Below are 16786 nucleotides of genomic sequence, written 5' to 3'. Positions count from 1 at the left end.
TCTTCATTAAGAACAAAAAAGAGTGCCGCCTGATATTTAAGGCGGCATTATTTTTTTATTAGGTAACTGGCCTAGCTGATTCTTGGCCTTATCTTTAGCATTGCAAAACGTTTTTGAGCACTTAGTGCTGTTTATATAGATGTCAGGTGAAAAATTAATAGTTACGTGCAACTTAATTTCTGGAAAAAATGGACGTTGCAGTTGCAGAAGGATATCTATGGGTTGCCGGGCCTTGTCCGGCCCGGCCATACGATCTGTTTGAATAGTTAAATCAGCTATGGATATAACTTTCCAATTGTTTGATCAGTTCCTGCTGGTAGCTGATCGTTTCTTTGAGAATGTCGCCGATCGATAACATGCCCAGCATTTTGCCTTTATCGACTACCGGCAAATGCCGGAAACGTTTTTCGAGCATGGTGTTCATGGCGGATTCCACCAGTTCATCAGGTTTCCCGGTAATGACTTTTTGCGTCATAACCTCGGCGACTTCGGTGGTTTTTGATGAGCGACCTTTCAGGATGATTTCACGCGCATAATCCCGTTCGGAGAAAATGCCGACCAGTTCGCCATCCTTGATCACCGCCAATGCACCGATTTTGTACTCGGCAAGAATCACGAGGGCGTCATATACCGGCCTGTTGGGCGCAATGCTAATCATCCCTTGGTGTGTTTTATGATTGAGTACTTGTTGAAGAGTCTTCATCACTTCCTCCATTCATCATCACGAATGCCTAATATACACCGATGAGCGAATGTGTAAATATTTGCACATACTTGACATAATTAGGAAGCTAACTATAATGATGCTAATTATGTTGCAGCTTAGAGACCTTCCTACTCAAGAAGTATTACAGCGCTTTGCTGAGCGCTACCCTGCAGCCGATGTCACAGCCATCTCCAGTTTTTTGATGCTACTGAGGGTGGCGACTGATTTGTCAATCGCGCTGGATGCCTGTTTGACCAAGCACGATCTGTTGCAAGGACGCTGGTGGGTGCTTATTTTGCTGATGCGCGAGCAAGACCTCACTTCACTGCCTTCAGTTTTGGCGGAAAAAGTGGGTGTTTCACGCGCAACAATGACGGGGTTGTTAGATGGTCTTGAGCAAGGCGGATTAGTTCAACGCATTTCTGCACCTCAGGATAGGCGGAGTGTGCAAATCAAACTGACTCCGGCTGGGCAGAAGAAGCTGGATGCGGTGATGCCGGATTATTATTCACGCTTGCGTTTATGCATGCAGGGTTTATCGGAAAACCAGCGCAGTGATCTGCAAAATATTTTAGGTGTGATAGATCACGGAATGTCCGCCTGGGATTTCAATCAGTAATTCATAGTATTTTTAGAGGAGTAAGACATGGCGACTACAGTAGAGACTTTTACCACATTGAATACGCAATTTGATGCTGCGTTCAACAGCAAAAACACCGAGGCGATTGCGGCACTATATGCAGAAAATGCAGTGGTGTTGCCAGCACCTGCCGGCCAGCCGGTCAAAGGCCGTCAGGCGATTGCAGATTTCTTTGGCGGCTTGATTCAAGCCGGTGTCATTGAACACTCATTGACCATGAATAATGCGGTGGTGACAGACACTTTGGCGACGCAAACAGGTAATTGGGCCGGCGCGATGGTCGGTGAAGATGGCGTTAAGCAGCAGTTTGGTGGCAACGTGCAAGTCGTATTCCAGAAACAGGCTGACGGCCAATGGTTGGCAGTCACGCATATCTGGAACTAAATTATTGGGATGAATGATGCGTCACAGCTTGGCGCATCATTTTTCACAGCATTATTTTTAGGGTACATTCACTACAAACAAATAGTATGGATCAATTGGTTAAACAACGTTCTCAGGCGCTTACCGCCTTGTTAGTGCTCGCGATTATCTGGGGCTATAACTGGGTGGTCATGAAAAGCGCGCTGCACTATGCAGGGCCTTTTCAATTTGCTGCCATGCGCACCTTTTTTGGCGCGCTGGTGCTTTTCCTGGTGTTATATGTAACACGCCGATCCATGCGTCTTATTGAATTCCCAACCATGCTGGTATTGGGGATGTTACAGAATGTAGGGTTTACCGGTGTATTGATGTGGGCGCTGGTAGAGGGCGGTGCTGGTAAAACGGCCGTGCTTACTTACACAATGCCGTTCTGGACACTGTTATTTGCATGGCCATTGTTGGGCGAGCGTGTGCATGGCTGGCAATGGCTGGCAGTGATTTCTGCCGTGCTCGGCATGGTATTTATTTTTGACCCTCTGCATATCCGGGCGGATGCTTTTAGCATGACGCTGGCGGTGATTTCCGGAATTTCCTGGTCATTGTCAGTCATCATGACTAAAAAATTGCACAGGCGTCATCCTGATCTGGACTTGATTAATCTGACTGCCTGGCCGATGTTGCTCGGGTCGTTACCGCTGGTGGTGATCGCTTTCCTGGTGCCTGCACCACCGATTCTGTGGGAGCCGTACCTGATAGTTGCCATCCTGTTCAACGTCATTCTCTGCGGTGCTTTTGCGTGGTTATTATGGCTGTTTGCATTGCAAAGGTTACCGGCAGGGGTGGCAAGTATGGGCTCCATGCTGGCGCCGGTGATAGGTGTGATTGCTGCCTGGATACAACTGGGTGAAGTGCCCGATGCAATGGAGTCTATCGGCATGGTATTGATTGCATTTGCGCTATTGGTGATCTCGTGGGTCACTATCCGCGAGCAGCCGAAACCAGCTAAAACCATATAAAAAAGCCCGCATCTGCGGGCTTTTTCCATTAATGACGGGTATCAAGCCAGTTCGTGCAAGCCGTTGTTAACCCCGCCCAGCAGGTTGCCGAGTACTGAACCCAGGTCGCCTACTGCATGCGTTAAATCACCTACTGCATGTGTCAAGCCGGCAGTCACGGCTGGTGTCGTTGCAGTAATGTCGCCGGCAGCGGCAATCACGCTGTCCAGCAAACCATCGGTGGTTTCAAACAATACGTCCGCAACATTCAGCACTTCGCCGGTGGCACCTTGAGCCACGCCGGTGACGGTATTGACCACACCGTTCACATCCAGCAAACCTGTGACATTACCCAGCAAACCACCGACATCCACCTGGCTGGTCACATTATCCACTACAGTAGTGACGCTACCCAGTAAACCGCTGATATCTACCAGGCCGGTTGCACTATCAAGTAAATTACCAACGGTATCTGGCACGCCTGCAACCACACCTGAAACGGTGCCAACTAAGCCACCTACGACAGGTGTGACATCGTGTGGTGCGCCATCGCCGGCGCCATTCACCAGTGCAGCGATTTCTGTGGTGACATCGGTTAACAAAGTACCCACTGTGGCGGTCGCGCCATTCACGGTAGCACCCACAGTAGTGGCTGTCTGATCCAGAAGCGTGTTTGTGGCATGCACTACGTCACCAACGATGTTGTTGACGGCACCTACCACGGCTTCAACATCCACCAGGCTGGTGGTACTTCCGACCACCTCACCAAGGGTCGTTGTCGTATTGGCCAGCACGCCTGTGACGTCTTCCAGCAAGTCTCCGGTGCCTGCCACCACATCGCCAACAAAAGCCGTAGTGCCGTTTACCAGCGTACCTACTTCTGCGACGCTATGGCCGACGGTTTGGTTAACCGTATTGACCACACCACCGACAGTGCATGTCACTGTGTTCACTAAACCTCCCACATTGAGCAGGCTGCCGGTACTGCCGAGTACATGGTCGAGAGCGTTATCCACTGGGGTGATGACTTGCGGAAGTACGCTATTCAACTTCGCCTGGGTGTCATCAATCACATCATTGACAGTGCCAAACAATCCAAAAGTCAGGGTTTTAAGTAATGCCATACACTTCTCCTTAATTTGTTTTCTTTACTTCTCCAGGCTTTATGGCGATATTTATCATCAACAAAAACGTCGCTATAAAGGTTCCCCTTATAGCGAAATCAGGACGTTAAGTTACAAGGGGAAACAAATACTAACATTTCTTTATAAACAAAAAAAACCAGTTTTGCATATGTAAATTCTGAAGTTGTGTGGTGAAAAATCGAAAGCCAGCTTTCTTATTTGGACTTGTGGATATCAAGATGTGAAGGATTGACCATCGTGGTAATTGTGGCTGAACAATGAAAATCCGGTGCGTGCGCTGTGGTAAAATCGCCACTTTTAAGATAACAACCATTGCAGCATAGACTGATAAGGACATTACATGGCGGGACATAGTAAATGGGCCAATATCCAGCACCGGAAAGGTCGCCAGGATGCCAAACGCGGAAAAATATTCACCAAGTTAATCAAGGAAATCACGGTATCTGCCAGGCTGAGCGGTGGCGATATCGCCATGAATCCGCGCTTGCGGGCTGCTGTGGCCGCGGCTAAAGAAGAGAACATGCCTTCTGACAATATCACGCGTGCCATTAAAAAAGGTACCGGTGAGCTGGAAGGCGTGAATTACGAAGAAATCCGTTATGAAGGTTATGGCATCAACGGCGCATCTATCATTATTGATTGCCTGACCGATAACCGGCAGCGTGCGGTGATGGATGTGCGGCATGCATTGACCAAACACGGTGGTAACCTGGGCACGGATGGCAGCGTGGCGTTTATGTTCAAGCACTGTGGCCAGCTGGTATTTGAACCGGGAGTTTCCGAAGATGCTGTGATGGAAGCTGCGCTGGAAGCTGGCGCTGAAGATGTGATTACCGATGAAGATGGCAGTATTGAAGTCATCACCGCACCGAATGATTTTGTGACGGTAAAGGAAGCATTGGAAGCTGCGGGCCTGAAAGCAGTGATGGCGCAAGTGACCATGAAACCGCTTAATGAAGTGGTATTTACCGGCGACGATGCCGTCAAAATGCAAAAAATCCTCGATATGCTGGAAGACCTGGATGATGTGCAGGATGTCTATACTTCTGCCGTGATTGAAGAGAGCTAATTGAATTTTTCAGCGGCAAATCTGCCATGACCATGCAGCGTATTTTAGGCATAGACCCCGGCCTGCGTGTCACCGGTTTTGGTGTGATAGAAGCCCTTGGGGGCAAGTTGAGTTATGTCGCCAGTGGTGTGATTAAAACCGCAGCTGCCAAAAAGAGTGCCGCTGGCGAATCAGAAAAAGAAGCTTTGCCAGAGCGCTTGAAGGTTATTCTGGATGGCTTGTTTGAGGTAATTGATACTTATCAGCCTACCCAGGTAGCGATAGAAAAAGTGTTTGTGAATGTGAATCCGCAATCTACGCTATTGTTAGGCCAGGCGCGTGGTGCAGCGATTTCGGCGGCAGTCATTAAACAACTATCGGTTGCAGAGTACACCGCGTTGCAAGTGAAACAATCTGTGGTTGGCAATGGGCATGCGCAAAAAGAGCAGGTGCAGGAAATGGTGAAGCGGTTATTAAAACTGTCTGCTAATCCCAGCCCTGATTCAGCGGATGCATTGGCATGTGCTATCTGCCATGCGCATGGCGGTCAAGGATTAGGGGCTCTGGCAACCGCCGGATTCCGTGTCAAGAATGGAAGATTAGTATGATTGCACGCCTGAATGGCCGTTTGCTGGAAAAGTCACCTCCGCTGATTGTAGTGGATTGTAATGGCGTGGGCTACGAGGTCGAAGTGCCGATGAGCACCTTTTATAACCTGCCGGAGCTCGGCCAGCCAGTGCAGTTACTGACGCATATGGTGGTGCGCGAAGATGCGCAATTGCTTTATGGTTTTGGCAGCGAGCAGGAGAAAAATACTTTTAAGCAATTATTAAAAGTGAATGGGATTGGTGCCAAGTCAGCACTGTCAATTCTGAGTGGTGTCAGCGTCAATGATTTGGTGCTGGCCGTCAGCCAGCAAGAGGTTTCCATGCTCACGCGTGTGCCTGGTGTGGGCAAGAAAACAGCAGAGCGCTTGTTACTCGAGTTGAAAGACAAATTTGTAGTGACCGGCTCCACTTCGGCTCAACCTGTGGCTAAAGCGGCCACCGACGATATACTGAATGCGCTGGTGGCGCTTGGTTACAACGAGCGCGAAGCGACTGCGACGATCAAATTGCTTGAGCCGGGTGTGGGCGTCAGTGATGGTATCCGCCAGGCATTGAAATATCTTTCCAAATAATCCCACAAAACCAAACCAAAGCTCGAATCAGCGGGCGTCTGTGATAGTCAGGCGCGCCATGGTATGATGCCTGAAAAATAACTTCTTAATTAGCGGCAATGAAGTCTTGCACTGATTAATGTGCATTGCACTATGTGTTCCATGACCTCATCACCAACCATCCCATGATAGAAACCGATCGACTTGTAGCTCCTGCGACAGTCAGCGTTCAGGAAGAAGCGCTGGAGCGGGCGCTTCGGCCGAAAGCGCTCGACGAATACGTCGGCCAGGAAAAAGCACGCGGTCAACTCGAGATCTTTATCAATGCCGCACGCGGTCGTCAGGAAGCGCTGGATCATGTGCTGCTTTTCGGCCCGCCTGGACTAGGTAAAACCACACTTGCCCATATCATCGCCAAAGAAATGGGCGTCAACCTGCGCATGACTTCTGGCCCGGTACTTGAGCGCGCCGGTGACCTGGCGGCGTTGCTGACCAATCTTGAACCTAATGATGTGCTATTTATCGATGAAATCCATCGCCTGAGTCCAGTGGTGGAAGAGATTTTATATCCGGCGATGGAGGATTACCGTCTGGATATCATGATTGGTGAAGGCCCGGCAGCGCGTAGTGTACGTCTGGATTTGCCGCCATTTACTTTGGTGGGCGCGACTACACGTGCCGGTATGCTGACCAATCCGCTGCGGGATAGATTCGGTATTGTCGCGCGCCTGGAGTTTTACAGCCATGATGAACTGGCCAAGATTGTCGCGCGTTCAGCCAGTTTGCTGGAGGTTGAAATGCAGCCTGAAGGTGCGGTCGAAATCGCGCGCAGGGCGCGGGGTACGCCACGGATTGCCAATCGCCTGTTGCGCCGGGTGCGTGATTATGCGCAGGTCAAATCCGACGGCATTGTGACCAATCTGATTGCCGATGCTGCCTTGAAAATGCTCGATGTTGACCAGCAAGGGCTGGATGTGATGGACCGTAAATTGCTGCAAGCCGTGATAGAGAAGTTTGGCGGCGGCCCCGTGGGTTTGGATAATCTGGCGGCTGCGATTGGCGAAGAACGCGATACGATTGAGGATGTGCTGGAGCCTTACCTGATTCAGCAAGGCTATGTGATGCGCACGCCGCGTGGCCGCGTCGCCACTTTGTTAACCTACCAGCACTTTGGATTAAAAGCGCCCGCCAGTATGGTCAGCGGCGAGTTATGGCAAGATGGCGGACAGTAAACCATTTGAGTTTCCTGTGCGTGTCTACTACGAAGATACAGATGCCGGCGGCGTGGTGTACCACAGCCAGTACCTGAACTTTATGGAGCGTGCGCGGACTGAATGGTTGCGCAGCCTGGGTTTTGCCCAAGCCGCGTTGCGACAACATGATCAGGTGTTATTTGTTGTGCATAGCATGCAAATACAATTCAAAAAGCCGGCTAGGCTGGATGACGAGTTAACCATTGTTTCGCAAGTCACTGAAATGCGCCTCGGCAGTTTTAGTTGCCAGCAGCAGATTATGCGGGACGAGTTGGTTTTATTAGAAGCACAGGTAAAAGTTGCCTGTGTTGATGCGGATTCATTTAAACCCACGGGTATTCCGCCCCGTATCAAAATAGCACTGGAGTCTTCATGAATGTAACAAACGATATGTCGATTTTTACCCTGGTGAGCGGGGCGAGTTTGCCCGTGCAGGTGGTCATGCTGATTTTATTGCTGACCTCGCTGGCATCCTGGTGGTATATCTTCATTAAAGTATTTTCATTGAAAGCCGCCGCTGAAAATGTGGACCAGTTTGAAGCACAGTTCTGGTCTGGGGGAGACTTGAACGAGTTATACGAGCGCATCGGTTCAGGTCGCAAAACGCCACAAGGCATGGCCAGTATTTTCCAGGCAGGCCTAAAAGAATTTATCCGCCACAAACAGCAGAAAGATACGCAAAAAGACGCAGAAATCAGCGATGTGATGGAAGCGACACGCCGGGCCATGCGCGCAGCGTATAACCGTGAGCTGGATTACCTGGATTCCCATTTGCCATTCCTGGCATCGGTTGGTTCGGTCAGTCCATATATCGGTTTGTTTGGTACCGTGTGGGGCATTATGAACTCCTTCCGTGGCTTATCTAATGTCGCACAAGCAACGTTAAGCCAGGTGGCGCCAGGCATTGCCGAAGCGTTGGTGGCAACTGCCATTGGACTGTTTGCAGCGATTCCCGCCGTAATCGCCTACAACCGATTTGCGGCAAGCGCCGACAGGTTGCTAGTCCGCTACGAAAGCTTTATGGAAGAATTTACCAACATTTTGCAACGTAGAGCCTGATCGGAGCGCTTATGAGCAGAACACGTAAACGGCGCATGATGAACCAGATCAACGTTGTCCCCTATATTGATGTGACGTTGGTGTTGCTGGTGATTTTTATGGTAACCGCGCCAATGACCAACCCGGGAATGGTTGAATTACCTAAAGTCGGGCAGGCCCTCAAGCAAAGTGGCGATCCTATTGTGGTCACCGTGCAAAAAGAAGGTACTGTGTTGATGGATGGTAGGGAAATGCAGCGTGATGACATGCTGGCATTAATACGCCAGAAACTTGCCGAAGCTGAGAAACCAGTCGTGGTATCCGCTGATAAAGCGACGCCGTATGGCGAAGTGGCGGCGGTGATGGATTTACTGAAACAGGCGCAAGTCAACCAGGTTGGCTTGTTGTTTCAAAACGAAAAATAAGCGGCAGGTCGCATATTTAGATGAAAACCCAACTTTCAGAACAGGACCAGGTATTCCGCAGACGCGCAGCGATATTGTCTGTGCTGATGCATATCTTGCTATTTCTGGCCATGATCTTTATGGTCGACTGGAAAGCCGTACACGTAAATCCTTCGGTAATGGAAGCCACTTTATGGGATAGTTTGCCCAGCAAAACGGTCCCAAAGCCTACCCCGGAGCCCCCAAAACCTGAACCGCCTAAACCACCTGAGCCCGAGCCAGAGCCTCAACCAAAGCCACCTGAAAAGGTGACACCGCCTGAGCCACAGGTGAACAAAGCGGAACAAGAAGCGGAAATTGCACTCAAAAAACGGGAAGATGAGAAAAAGCGCAAATTAGAAGAAGACAAAAAGAAAGAAGAAGAAAAGAAGAAACAGGAAGAAAAACTGAAGAAAATTCAGGAAGCTTTGCGTAAAGAAGAGGAAGAGGAAAAGCTGAAAAAAGTCCAGGATGCCATGCGCCAGCAGGATATGGATGAAAAACAATCTTCTGCCAGCGGACCAGTTGATCCTTCTATTTTCAACTATTACATGGGGCTTCTCAGCAGGAAAATCAGGAGTAATGTGAATCCAGGGTTGTGCCCTGTTTCTAATCCAGCGCTGTTGTTTGAGATGCAATTAACAAGTACTGGCGATATTACCGGTATGCCAAAGCTTATTAAAGGTTCTGGTGATGCGGTGTGTGATGATGCTGTTCTGCGGGCAATTCTCGCAGCCAAACCTTTTGATTTACCAGGTGATGATCATCCGGCAGAGCGAAAAAAAATGTTGGAGCAAATACGGGCCACCTTCAAACCACGCAGTTAGCGTGAGAAATGACGCTAACTGGGCTTTTCGTTATAATCCTTGAATTAACAGGCAAAATTTATAAGATGATGAATATTCTGACCATGCAAACTGCTAAAAACCACCTGACAGGCATCCGCTGGATGTTGAGTACATTTTTTTGTACCGGCGTACTGGTGTGGATGTTTGCAAATCCTGCACAAGCTGCGCTGGAAATCGAGATCAGCGGCGGCAGCGCTGTACAGATTCCGATTGCGATCCTGCCATTAGCAGAGCCTGCCAACGCCCCAGGCAAAAGTCGCATTCACGAGATTATCAGCAATGATTTGAAGGGCAGCGGCATGTTCCGCGTGCTGAATACCAGCGGCGTGCCTTCATTGCCTGCCACGGCTGCACAAATCAAATATACCGACTGGACCGCGCTTAAGGCGCAAGGTTTGAGTATTGGCGACGTGCAGCAAGCTCCCAACGGTAACTTGAAAATCAATGTACAGGTGATGGACGTTTTACGCCAGACACCATTATTGCAGTCCACATATACCGTGGCTCCTAGTCAATACAGGCATGTTGCGCATTTGATCGCTGACCAGATTTATGAAAAATTCACCGGCCAGCCTGGGGCTTTTGCGACCCGTATCGCGTACGTAACCAAAGCGGGCAAGCGATTTACGCTACAGATTGCAGATTATGATGGTTTTAATGCACAGACCCTGGTGTCTTCAAACGAACCGATTATTTCACCGGCCTGGGCACCTGACGGCAGCAAAATGGCGTATGTGTCTTTTGAGAAAAAGAAACCTATTGTTTTTGTACAATCGCTATATACTGGTGAGCGTAAAGCCGTCGCTAACTTCAAAGGCAACAATAGCGCGCCAGCCTGGTCACCGGATGGCAGTAAACTGGCTGTGGTGCTGACTTATGGCGCAAACTCACAGATTTATACTATTTCAGCGGATGGCGCTAACCTGCAGCAAGTGACCAAAAGCAATTCTATTGATACTGAGCCTGCTTTCTCACGGGATGGACAGTACATCTATTTTAGTTCGGACCGTGGTGGCCGCCCGCAGATTTACAAGGTACCTGTTTCAGGGGGCTCTCCTTCCCGCGTGACATTTGAAGGTGGTTACAACGTCAGTCCGCGCTTTTCTCCTGATGGCAAATACTTGACCTATATCCGCAACGATGGTGGCTCGTTCAAAGTCGCTGTACAGGATTTGGGTTCTGGTGACGTCAAGCTGCTAAGCACTGGCTCCCAGGATGAATCCCCTAGCTTTGCACCAAATTCACGCACAATCATGTATGCAACGCGCGTGGGTGGAAAAGGTACGTTGGCGACTGTGGCGGTGGATGGCCTGGTAAGACAGCGTTTGTCTGAAGCTGGCGGTGATATTCGTGAACCTGCCTGGGGACCTGCGCAAGCGGCACCCAAGTAGGTATTGATGATTTTTAGTTTTGTAACTCAATTTTAAGGAGAAAGTATGAACAATAATATCTGGAAAATCGCAGCTCTTGCATTGGTATTAACCGCTTGTAAAAGCACCCCAATGAACCCGGCAAAAGTTGAAGATTCAAGCGTGACTAAGCCTATTTCAAACTCACAGAACAATGGCAATGATGGTTCTGCGGGTACTAACAAAATTGATATCAAAACAGTTGATGTTGATAGCGGCAAAGATCAATTGAGCGCGGCTGAGCTGGCTAAACGTCAAATCTTCTTTGATTACGACAGTGACGCAATCCGTGCAGAGTATAAAGACCTGGTAGCTAACCACGCTAAATATCTGGCTGCACATCCACAAACTAAAGTGGTACTGCAAGGTAATACCGATGAGCGTGGTACGCATGAGTACAACCTGGCACTGGGTCAACGCCGTTCAGTAGCTGTTAAAAATGCCTTGAACGTATTGGGTGTTAGCGATAGCCAGATCGAAACTGTTAGCTACGGTGAAGAGCGCTCCAAGCAAAATTGTGCTGACGACGATTGCTTCCAGCATGACCGTCGCGTAGATGTTGTCTATGGTCAGTAATTTGCGTACAGCAATTTCAATAGCCTTATTGGGGCTGACTGTTTCGGCAGTCAGTCACGCAGCCTTATTTGATGATGGAGAAGCCAGGAAGCGTATTCTTGAGTTGGAGAATAAGCAGGCTTCCGAGCATGATGCGCAGCAAAAATCCATTGGTGATTTGACGCGTATCCAGCAATCTCTGGATAAAAGGGTACAAAGCCTGGAGTCCCTCATCAATGGCAAAGGCTTGCTGGATATGCAGAACCAGCTGGAACAGATACGGCAGGATGTCGCACAGCTGAAGGGTGACCTGGAAGTGGTCAACCATCAACTGGAGGATATGCGCACCAAGCAAAATGCCCAGTACACTGATCTGGATACCCGTGTAAAAGGCCTTGAGTCTCTGGCACAGCAGGTTTCCGGGCAGTTGGGTGTTCCAGTGCCTGGCGCGGCCGGAAGTGATGCCAACAAGCCTTCTGATGCATCTCAGCAGGAAGCACGCGCTTTCTCTGAAGCGGAGTCGCTCAACCAGGCAGGTAAATACAAAGAGGCGTTTACTGCCTATGACAACTTTTTGAAAACCTACTCTGGCAGCAAATTGGCTCCCGATGCCTTGTATGGCATGGGATATACCCAGTTCGCGCTTAAGAGCTACAAATCTTCAGTGGCAACCCAGCAAAAATTCCTGGAGAGCTATGCATCACACCCGTTGGCACCGAATGCCATGCTAAGCCTGGCAAACAGCCAGATTCAGTTGGGCCAGATACCTGCAGCCAAGAAGACCTTGAAAGATTTGATTGCGGCCCACCCTTCAGCAGAAGTAACGCCTAGCGCGCAAAAACGCCTGAAGGTGCTTGAAAGCATTAAATAGCACTTTGCATTATTGAAATTGCCTTATTTCGGCGATAATAACGGGCAGATAGCAATATCTGCCCGTTTACTTTATTACTCCCATGACCACACTCAGAATTTTCGAAATCTTTTATTCTTTGCAGGGCGAAAGTTCGCGTGTCGGCTTGCCGACGGTTTTCATTCGCCTCACAGGTTGCCCGTTGCGTTGCGTTTATTGTGATACTGAATACGCATTCAAAGGCGGTGGCAACATGTCGCTGGATGAAATCATGCAACAGGTAGAGAAGTATGGTACGCGCTATGTCTGTGTCACCGGTGGTGAGCCATTGGCGCAAAAAGGCTGCGCTGATTTGCTGACCAGATTGTGTGATTCCGGCTACCGGGTTTCCCTGGAAACCAGCGGTGCCATGGATCTGACACCGGTAGATACAAGAGTAAAAGTCATCATGGATGTGAAAACCCCCGGTTCCGGCGAAATGCTGAAAAACCGCTGGGAAAACCTGCAACTGCTTAAAGTGGGCGATGAGGTGAAATGGGTTATTTGTAGCCGGGAAGATTATGATTGGACCAGGCAAATGATGGCCGAGCACCCGTTCCCTGCGGACTGTGACCATTTGTTGTCCCCCAGCTTTAATCAAGTGAGCGGCGAGACCCTGGCCAGCTGGATATTGCAGGATCAGCTGCATGTCAGGATGCAACTGCAATTACATAAAATCCTTTGGGGCGAGAAGCAAGGGGTATAAGTTGACAGACCAAATTCAATGCAACAATGCATCCGAACATAAACCCAAAGCCGTTATTCTATTATCGGGAGGGCTGGATTCAACCACCGTGCTTGCAATTGCGCAGTCTCAGGGTTATGAGTGCTATTGCCTGAGCCTGGATTATCACCAGCGCCATAATGTCGAATTACTGGCTGCGCAACGCGTTGCCAAATCCTTAGGCGCAGCAGAACATAAAACCGTACAGCTGGATTTATCCTTGTTCGGAGGCTCTGCGCTTACCGATAATGCCATCGCCGTGCCTGAGCATGAAACACAGGGTATCCCGGTGACTTATGTGCCGGCCCGCAATACCATCATGCTGTCATTGTCATTAGCCTGGGCAGAAGTATTAGAAGCGAACGATATTTTTATCGGCGTGAATGCGCTGGATTATTCGGGTTACCCTGATTGCCGCGGTGAGTACGTGAAAGCATTCCAGCAAATGGCTAACCTGGCGACCAAGGCTGCCGTGGAAGGGCAGCCAATCACGGTGCATGCGCCACTGATCGATATGACCAAAGCGGATATTATCCGTACTGGTCACGCCTTAGGCGTGGATTACGGACTGACGGTTTCATGCTACCAGGCAGATGACGCCGGGGCGGCTTGTGGCGTATGTGATTCCTGCCGGTTCCGCAAAACAGGTTTCGTACAGGCGGGTGTCGATGATCCCACGCCTTACCGCAATACCTGATTAAGTAAGTGAAAAACACTTGCCAGTTCGCTTATTCATCAAGTATAATCCGCGCCTTTCTGCTAAGAATTCATTTTTAAGAGAACAAAGATTATGGTCGTTATTCGTTTATCACGCGGTGGTTCTAAGAAGAACCCGTTTTACAGCGTAGTTGTGGCAGATTCCCGCAACCGTCGTGACGGTCGTTTCGTAGAGCGCATCGGTTTCTACAATCCATCAGCGCGTGCTGGTGCAGAAGGCCTGCGTATCAATGAAGAGCGCGCGCAATACTGGATCGGTACCGGTGCACAAGTGTCTGACACGGTTGCACGCCTGGTTAAATTCCACGCTAAAGGCGTTGATGGTATGGCTGCTGTTAAGGCGAAAGACGCTGCTAAAGCGGATGCTGCCAAGGCGAAAAAAGAAGCTGATGCTGCTGCTAAAGTAAAAGCTGAAGCTGACGCTGCCGCTGCAGAAGCCGCTGCCAAAGAAAAAGCTGACGCAGCCGCAAAAGCTGAAGCAGATGCCGCTGAAGCCGCAGCTGCTGAAACACCAGCTGCTGAATAATTTTTCTCGCGCCTGATCTCATATGGCGTTTGAAGATATGGTTGTAATGGGGCGCATTGTCGCCCCATATGGCGTTTATGGGTGGCTGAAAGTCGTGCCTGATACTCAGTATCTGGATGGTTTGCTGGATTATGAAGCGTGGTGGATAGGCAAAGCGCCAAACTGGCGTGAATGTTCGGTTGAGCAAACCAAAATTCACAACGACGTATTGCTGATCAAGCTGGCAGGGGTCGCAGACCGCGATGCTGCACTCAGCATGAAAGGCCAGCAAATCGCTGTACCACGTGCAGCACTACCAGAGCCTGATGAAGGCGAGTATTACTGGTCTGACTTGGTTGGTTTGAGTGTGACCAATACCGAAGGCGTTGTGTTCGGGAAAATCACGCAGGTATTTGAAACTGGTGCCAACGATGTGCTGGTTGTACGTGAAGAGCAGCCCACCAGCGTCAAAGGTAAAGATGGTAAGTTGCATGAGGAATATCGCGAGCGCTTGATTCCTTTTACCAGTGATGCGGTGCCTGATGTAAATATCAAAGCTGGCACGGTGCTGGTTGATTGGGATGCGGATTTTTAAAAAGCGCCTGAAATTTGGAAGCCCGGAATTGAAAGCCGGAAATGAAAGGTAGTCTCATGATACAGATTGAAGTCATCAGTTTGTTTCCTGAGATGTTTGCAGCTCTGACCGAGCATGGCATTACCAGTCGTGCCAGGCAGCGTGGTTTGTATCAGTTAAACCTGATTAATCCACGTGAATATACACAGGATGTGCATCACACGGTTGATGACCGGCCTTATGGTGGTGGCCCCGGCATGGTGATGATGGCTGAGCCGCTTGCAGCGGCGATTAAAGATGCCAAGGCAAGTTTGCAGGCGAAAGGGTTAACGCCCAGGGTGATTCACCTGTCACCACGAGGAAAGCCACTCACCCATGAAAAAGTGATGGCGCTAAAAGAAAATCAGGGACTGGTGTTATTAGCCAGCCGCTATGAAGGGGTAGACCAGCGTGTGCTGGAGTCACTGGTAGATGAAGAAATCTCTATCGGCGATTATGTGTTAAGTGGGGGCGAGTTACCAGCCATGGTGCTACTGGATGCGATTATCCGCCAGTTACCAGGTGCGTTAGGTGATGCTGATTCAGCGCAGGAAGATTCGTTTGTAAACGGGCTACTGGATTACCCACACTACACACGACCGGAAGTATTTGAAGGATTAGCGGTGCCAGCGGTGTTATTGTCGGGGCACCACGCAAAAATTAGACAATGGCGGTTACAACAATCGCTATTGCTAACAAGGGCTAAACGCCCGGATTTACTCGCCGCAAGGCAGTTGACGAAGGAAGAGGCTAGGCTACTCAAAGAAGTCGAGTAGGAACGAGCTCTTTACAATTAAAAGGAACGAAAGGAAGTAGCATGGCAGACATTATCAAAATGTTAGAGCAGGAAGAAATTGCCCGCTTGAACAAAACCATCCCTAGCTTTGCACCAGGCGACACAGTGATCGTCGGTGTAAACGTGGTTGAAGGTACACGTAAACGTGTACAGGCTTACGAAGGCGTAGTCATCGCCAAGCGTAACAGAGGCCTGAACTCTTCATTTATCGTACGTAAAATCTCTTCAGGTGAAGGTGTAGAGCGTACATTCCAGACTTACTCCCCACAGATCGCTTCTATCGAAGTGAAACGCCGTGGTGATGTACGTCGCGCCAAGTTGTACTACTTGCGTGAGCGTTCAGGTAAATCTGCGCGTATTAAAGAGAAACTGGTTGCACGTGAGAAAGACATCGCTGCAAACAACGGTTAATTTAAGCGTTGCTCAAAAAGCCCTTCTTCGGAAGGGCTTTTTTATTGCTCAATGTGCCTGTTTGGTTGTTGCGCCATGCACAAGATTACAGTTTAATGAGTGCATGAAAAGCCTTACTGATGAACTTGATGCTTTGGTCCCGGCGCCGTTCGGTTTTGTCGGTGTGCGCTGTTATGATGCAGGTGAAGAACTCCAGTTCTTGTTAAACGCCTTGCCGCTGAAAGCTAATCCCAATCAGCGTGCGCTTGCAGTGGCAGAGCAGATTTCCGCTTACCTGGAAAATCCGAATATCGCCTGGCAAGCGATCACCCCAAATCGCGGTACGCCTTTCCAGCAACGCGTCTGGCAAGCCATGCGCGAAATTCCAGTCGGTGAAACCCGCACTTACGGGCAACTGGCTGCCGCTATCCAGTCTGGCCCGCGTGCCGTCGCCAACGCCTGTGGTGCCAATCCCTTGCCTTTGTTTAACCCTTGTCACCGTATCGTCGCCAGCAATGGCCTAGGCGGGTTTATGCAAGGTGTAGAAGGT

General features: G+C 49.6%; 23 protein-coding genes. 21 read left to right on the top strand and 2 right to left on the bottom strand.

Annotated elements, in window-relative coordinates; all coding sequences use genetic code 11:
• Positions 1-271: 271 nt before the first annotated feature.
• Positions 272-703 (bottom strand): CBS domain-containing protein, encoded by a 432-nt coding sequence (locus tag VK958_RS09955; protein ID WP_325241031.1) that lies wholly within the window; start codon positions 701-703, stop codon positions 272-274.
• A 109-nt stretch (positions 704-812) separates the two neighbouring features.
• On the opposite strand from VK958_RS09955, the gene VK958_RS09950 reads away from it, so the two are divergent.
• The 3 genes from VK958_RS09950 (at position 813) to VK958_RS09940 (ending at position 2725) form a co-directional block, all read left to right on the top strand.
• Complete coding sequence (locus VK958_RS09950; protein WP_325241030.1) at positions 813-1325, top strand: MarR family winged helix-turn-helix transcriptional regulator; 513 nt, start codon at positions 813-815, stop codon at positions 1323-1325.
• Between the two features lie 27 nt (positions 1326-1352).
• A complete protein-coding gene (locus tag VK958_RS09945) occupies positions 1353-1730 on the top strand; it encodes a YybH family protein (RefSeq protein WP_325241029.1) in 378 nt (125 codons plus the stop codon).
• A gap of 86 nt (positions 1731-1816) precedes the next feature.
• Positions 1817-2725: a DMT family transporter gene (locus VK958_RS09940; RefSeq protein WP_325241028.1), complete on the top strand. Its 909-nt coding sequence runs from the start codon at positions 1817-1819 to the stop codon at positions 2723-2725.
• Between the two features lie 41 nt (positions 2726-2766).
• Here VK958_RS09940 and VK958_RS09935 read toward each other — a convergent pair whose 3' ends face one another.
• Positions 2767-3828, bottom strand: coding sequence for a hypothetical protein (locus tag VK958_RS09935; RefSeq protein WP_325241027.1), 1062 nt, complete (start codon positions 3826-3828; stop codon positions 2767-2769).
• A 361-nt stretch (positions 3829-4189) separates the two neighbouring features.
• Between VK958_RS09935 and VK958_RS09930 the strand changes: the two genes are divergently transcribed.
• The 18 genes from VK958_RS09930 to VK958_RS09845 all read left to right on the top strand — a co-directional run.
• Positions 4190-4918 (top strand): YebC/PmpR family DNA-binding transcriptional regulator, encoded by a 729-nt coding sequence (locus VK958_RS09930; protein WP_055828748.1) that lies wholly within the window; start codon positions 4190-4192, stop codon positions 4916-4918.
• Positions 4919-4944: 26 nt separating this feature from the next.
• Positions 4945-5505 carry a crossover junction endodeoxyribonuclease RuvC gene (gene ruvC / locus VK958_RS09925; protein ID WP_325241026.1) on the top strand — a complete coding sequence of 187 codons (561 nt, stop codon included), beginning with the start codon at positions 4945-4947 and terminating at the stop codon, positions 5503-5505.
• A complete protein-coding gene (gene ruvA / locus VK958_RS09920; protein ID WP_325241025.1) occupies positions 5502-6077 on the top strand; it encodes a Holliday junction branch migration protein RuvA in 576 nt (191 codons plus the stop codon). The genes ruvC and ruvA overlap by 4 nt, the downstream gene beginning before the upstream one ends.
• 164 nt (positions 6078-6241) lie before the next feature.
• Positions 6242-7288 carry a Holliday junction branch migration DNA helicase RuvB gene (gene ruvB, locus VK958_RS09915; RefSeq protein WP_325241024.1) on the top strand — a complete coding sequence of 349 codons (1047 nt, stop codon included), beginning with the start codon at positions 6242-6244 and terminating at the stop codon, positions 7286-7288.
• Positions 7275-7685, top strand: a complete 411-nt coding sequence (gene ybgC / locus VK958_RS09910) for a tol-pal system-associated acyl-CoA thioesterase (RefSeq protein WP_325241023.1) — start codon at positions 7275-7277, stop codon at positions 7683-7685. The genes ruvB and ybgC overlap by 14 nt, the downstream gene beginning before the upstream one ends.
• Entirely contained in the window at positions 7682-8368 is a 687-nt protein-coding gene (tolQ, locus tag VK958_RS09905) for a protein TolQ (RefSeq protein WP_325241022.1), read from the top strand. The genes ybgC and tolQ overlap by 4 nt, the downstream gene beginning before the upstream one ends.
• Positions 8369-8379: 11 nt before the next feature.
• On the top strand, positions 8380-8772 hold the full coding sequence (locus tag VK958_RS09900; protein ID WP_325241021.1) for a biopolymer transporter ExbD: 393 nt from the start codon (positions 8380-8382) through the stop codon (positions 8770-8772).
• 20 nt (positions 8773-8792) lie between these two features.
• Positions 8793-9617, top strand: coding sequence for a cell envelope integrity protein TolA (gene tolA, locus VK958_RS09895; protein ID WP_325241020.1), 825 nt, complete (start codon positions 8793-8795; stop codon positions 9615-9617).
• Positions 9618-9682: 65 nt separating this feature from the next.
• Positions 9683-11029 (top strand): Tol-Pal system beta propeller repeat protein TolB, encoded by a 1347-nt coding sequence (tolB, locus tag VK958_RS09890; RefSeq protein WP_325241019.1) that lies wholly within the window; start codon positions 9683-9685, stop codon positions 11027-11029.
• A gap of 45 nt (positions 11030-11074) precedes the next feature.
• Positions 11075-11623 carry a peptidoglycan-associated lipoprotein Pal gene (gene pal, locus VK958_RS09885; protein ID WP_325241018.1) on the top strand — a complete coding sequence of 183 codons (549 nt, stop codon included), beginning with the start codon at positions 11075-11077 and terminating at the stop codon, positions 11621-11623.
• Positions 11613-12473 carry a YbgF trimerization domain-containing protein gene (locus tag VK958_RS09880; RefSeq protein ID WP_325241017.1) on the top strand — a complete coding sequence of 287 codons (861 nt, stop codon included), beginning with the start codon at positions 11613-11615 and terminating at the stop codon, positions 12471-12473. Before pal ends, VK958_RS09880 begins: the two co-directional genes overlap by 11 nt.
• 82 nt (positions 12474-12555) lie before the next feature.
• On the top strand, positions 12556-13197 hold the full coding sequence (queE, locus tag VK958_RS09875) for a 7-carboxy-7-deazaguanine synthase QueE (protein WP_325241016.1): 642 nt from the start codon (positions 12556-12558) through the stop codon (positions 13195-13197).
• 1 nt (position 13198) lies between these two features.
• Positions 13199-13912, top strand: coding sequence for a 7-cyano-7-deazaguanine synthase QueC (queC, locus tag VK958_RS09870; RefSeq protein ID WP_325241015.1), 714 nt, complete (start codon positions 13199-13201; stop codon positions 13910-13912).
• A 93-nt stretch (positions 13913-14005) separates the two neighbouring features.
• Positions 14006-14458: a 30S ribosomal protein S16 gene (gene rpsP, locus VK958_RS09865; protein WP_325241014.1), complete on the top strand. Its 453-nt coding sequence runs from the start codon at positions 14006-14008 to the stop codon at positions 14456-14458.
• A gap of 22 nt (positions 14459-14480) precedes the next feature.
• Entirely contained in the window at positions 14481-15032 is a 552-nt protein-coding gene (gene rimM, locus VK958_RS09860) for a ribosome maturation factor RimM (protein ID WP_325241013.1), read from the top strand.
• 56 nt (positions 15033-15088) lie between these two features.
• The gene (gene trmD / locus VK958_RS09855; protein ID WP_325241012.1) at positions 15089-15826 is read left to right on the top strand and encodes a tRNA (guanosine(37)-N1)-methyltransferase TrmD; all 738 of its coding nucleotides are present in this window, start codon (positions 15089-15091) and stop codon (positions 15824-15826) included.
• 41 nt (positions 15827-15867) lie between these two features.
• Positions 15868-16257, top strand: coding sequence for a 50S ribosomal protein L19 (gene rplS, locus VK958_RS09850; protein WP_019883633.1), 390 nt, complete (start codon positions 15868-15870; stop codon positions 16255-16257).
• A gap of 103 nt (positions 16258-16360) precedes the next feature.
• The coding region (locus VK958_RS09845; protein WP_325241011.1) for a methylated-DNA--[protein]-cysteine S-methyltransferase at positions 16361-16786 on the top strand (426 nt) is incomplete at its 3' end.

Origin of the sequence: Methylophilus sp. (assembly GCF_035460085.1) — a bacterium.
Lineage (GTDB): Bacteria > Pseudomonadota > Gammaproteobacteria > Burkholderiales > Methylophilaceae > Methylophilus.
This window is presented reverse-complemented; position numbering and strand designations above follow the sequence as displayed.

Excerpts from the sequence above, each read along its gene's own strand:
- VK958_RS09955 (WP_325241031.1), bottom strand. The coding sequence starts at position 703 with ATGAAGACTCTTCAACAAGTACTCAATCATAAAACACACCAAGGGATG.
- queE (WP_325241016.1), top strand. The coding sequence starts at position 12,556 with ATGACCACACTCAGAATTTTCGAAATCTTTTATTCTTTGCAGGGCGAA.
- rpsP (WP_325241014.1), top strand. The coding sequence starts at position 14,006 with ATGGTCGTTATTCGTTTATCACGCGGTGGTTCTAAGAAGAACCCGTTT.
- VK958_RS09935 (WP_325241027.1), bottom strand. The coding sequence starts at position 3,828 with ATGGCATTACTTAAAACCCTGACTTTTGGATTGTTTGGCACTGTCAAT.
- ruvB (WP_325241024.1), top strand. The coding sequence starts at position 6,242 with ATGATAGAAACCGATCGACTTGTAGCTCCTGCGACAGTCAGCGTTCAG.
- ybgC (WP_325241023.1), top strand. The coding sequence starts at position 7,275 with ATGGCGGACAGTAAACCATTTGAGTTTCCTGTGCGTGTCTACTACGAA.
- ruvC (WP_325241026.1), top strand. The coding sequence starts at position 4,945 with ATGACCATGCAGCGTATTTTAGGCATAGACCCCGGCCTGCGTGTCACC.
- trmD (WP_325241012.1), top strand. The coding sequence starts at position 15,089 with ATGATACAGATTGAAGTCATCAGTTTGTTTCCTGAGATGTTTGCAGCT.
- VK958_RS09940 (WP_325241028.1), top strand. The coding sequence starts at position 1,817 with ATGGATCAATTGGTTAAACAACGTTCTCAGGCGCTTACCGCCTTGTTA.
- tolQ (WP_325241022.1), top strand. The coding sequence starts at position 7,682 with ATGAATGTAACAAACGATATGTCGATTTTTACCCTGGTGAGCGGGGCG.
- VK958_RS09945 (WP_325241029.1), top strand. The coding sequence starts at position 1,353 with ATGGCGACTACAGTAGAGACTTTTACCACATTGAATACGCAATTTGAT.
- tolA (WP_325241020.1), top strand. The coding sequence starts at position 8,793 with ATGAAAACCCAACTTTCAGAACAGGACCAGGTATTCCGCAGACGCGCA.
- rimM (WP_325241013.1), top strand. The coding sequence starts at position 14,481 with ATGGCGTTTGAAGATATGGTTGTAATGGGGCGCATTGTCGCCCCATAT.
- VK958_RS09930 (WP_055828748.1), top strand. The coding sequence starts at position 4,190 with ATGGCGGGACATAGTAAATGGGCCAATATCCAGCACCGGAAAGGTCGC.
- ruvA (WP_325241025.1), top strand. The coding sequence starts at position 5,502 with ATGATTGCACGCCTGAATGGCCGTTTGCTGGAAAAGTCACCTCCGCTG.
- pal (WP_325241018.1), top strand. The coding sequence starts at position 11,075 with ATGAACAATAATATCTGGAAAATCGCAGCTCTTGCATTGGTATTAACC.
- tolB (WP_325241019.1), top strand. The coding sequence starts at position 9,683 with ATGATGAATATTCTGACCATGCAAACTGCTAAAAACCACCTGACAGGC.
- rplS (WP_019883633.1), top strand. The coding sequence starts at position 15,868 with ATGGCAGACATTATCAAAATGTTAGAGCAGGAAGAAATTGCCCGCTTG.
- VK958_RS09950 (WP_325241030.1), top strand. The coding sequence starts at position 813 with ATGTTGCAGCTTAGAGACCTTCCTACTCAAGAAGTATTACAGCGCTTT.
- VK958_RS09880 (WP_325241017.1), top strand. The coding sequence starts at position 11,613 with ATGGTCAGTAATTTGCGTACAGCAATTTCAATAGCCTTATTGGGGCTG.
- VK958_RS09900 (WP_325241021.1), top strand. The coding sequence starts at position 8,380 with ATGAGCAGAACACGTAAACGGCGCATGATGAACCAGATCAACGTTGTC.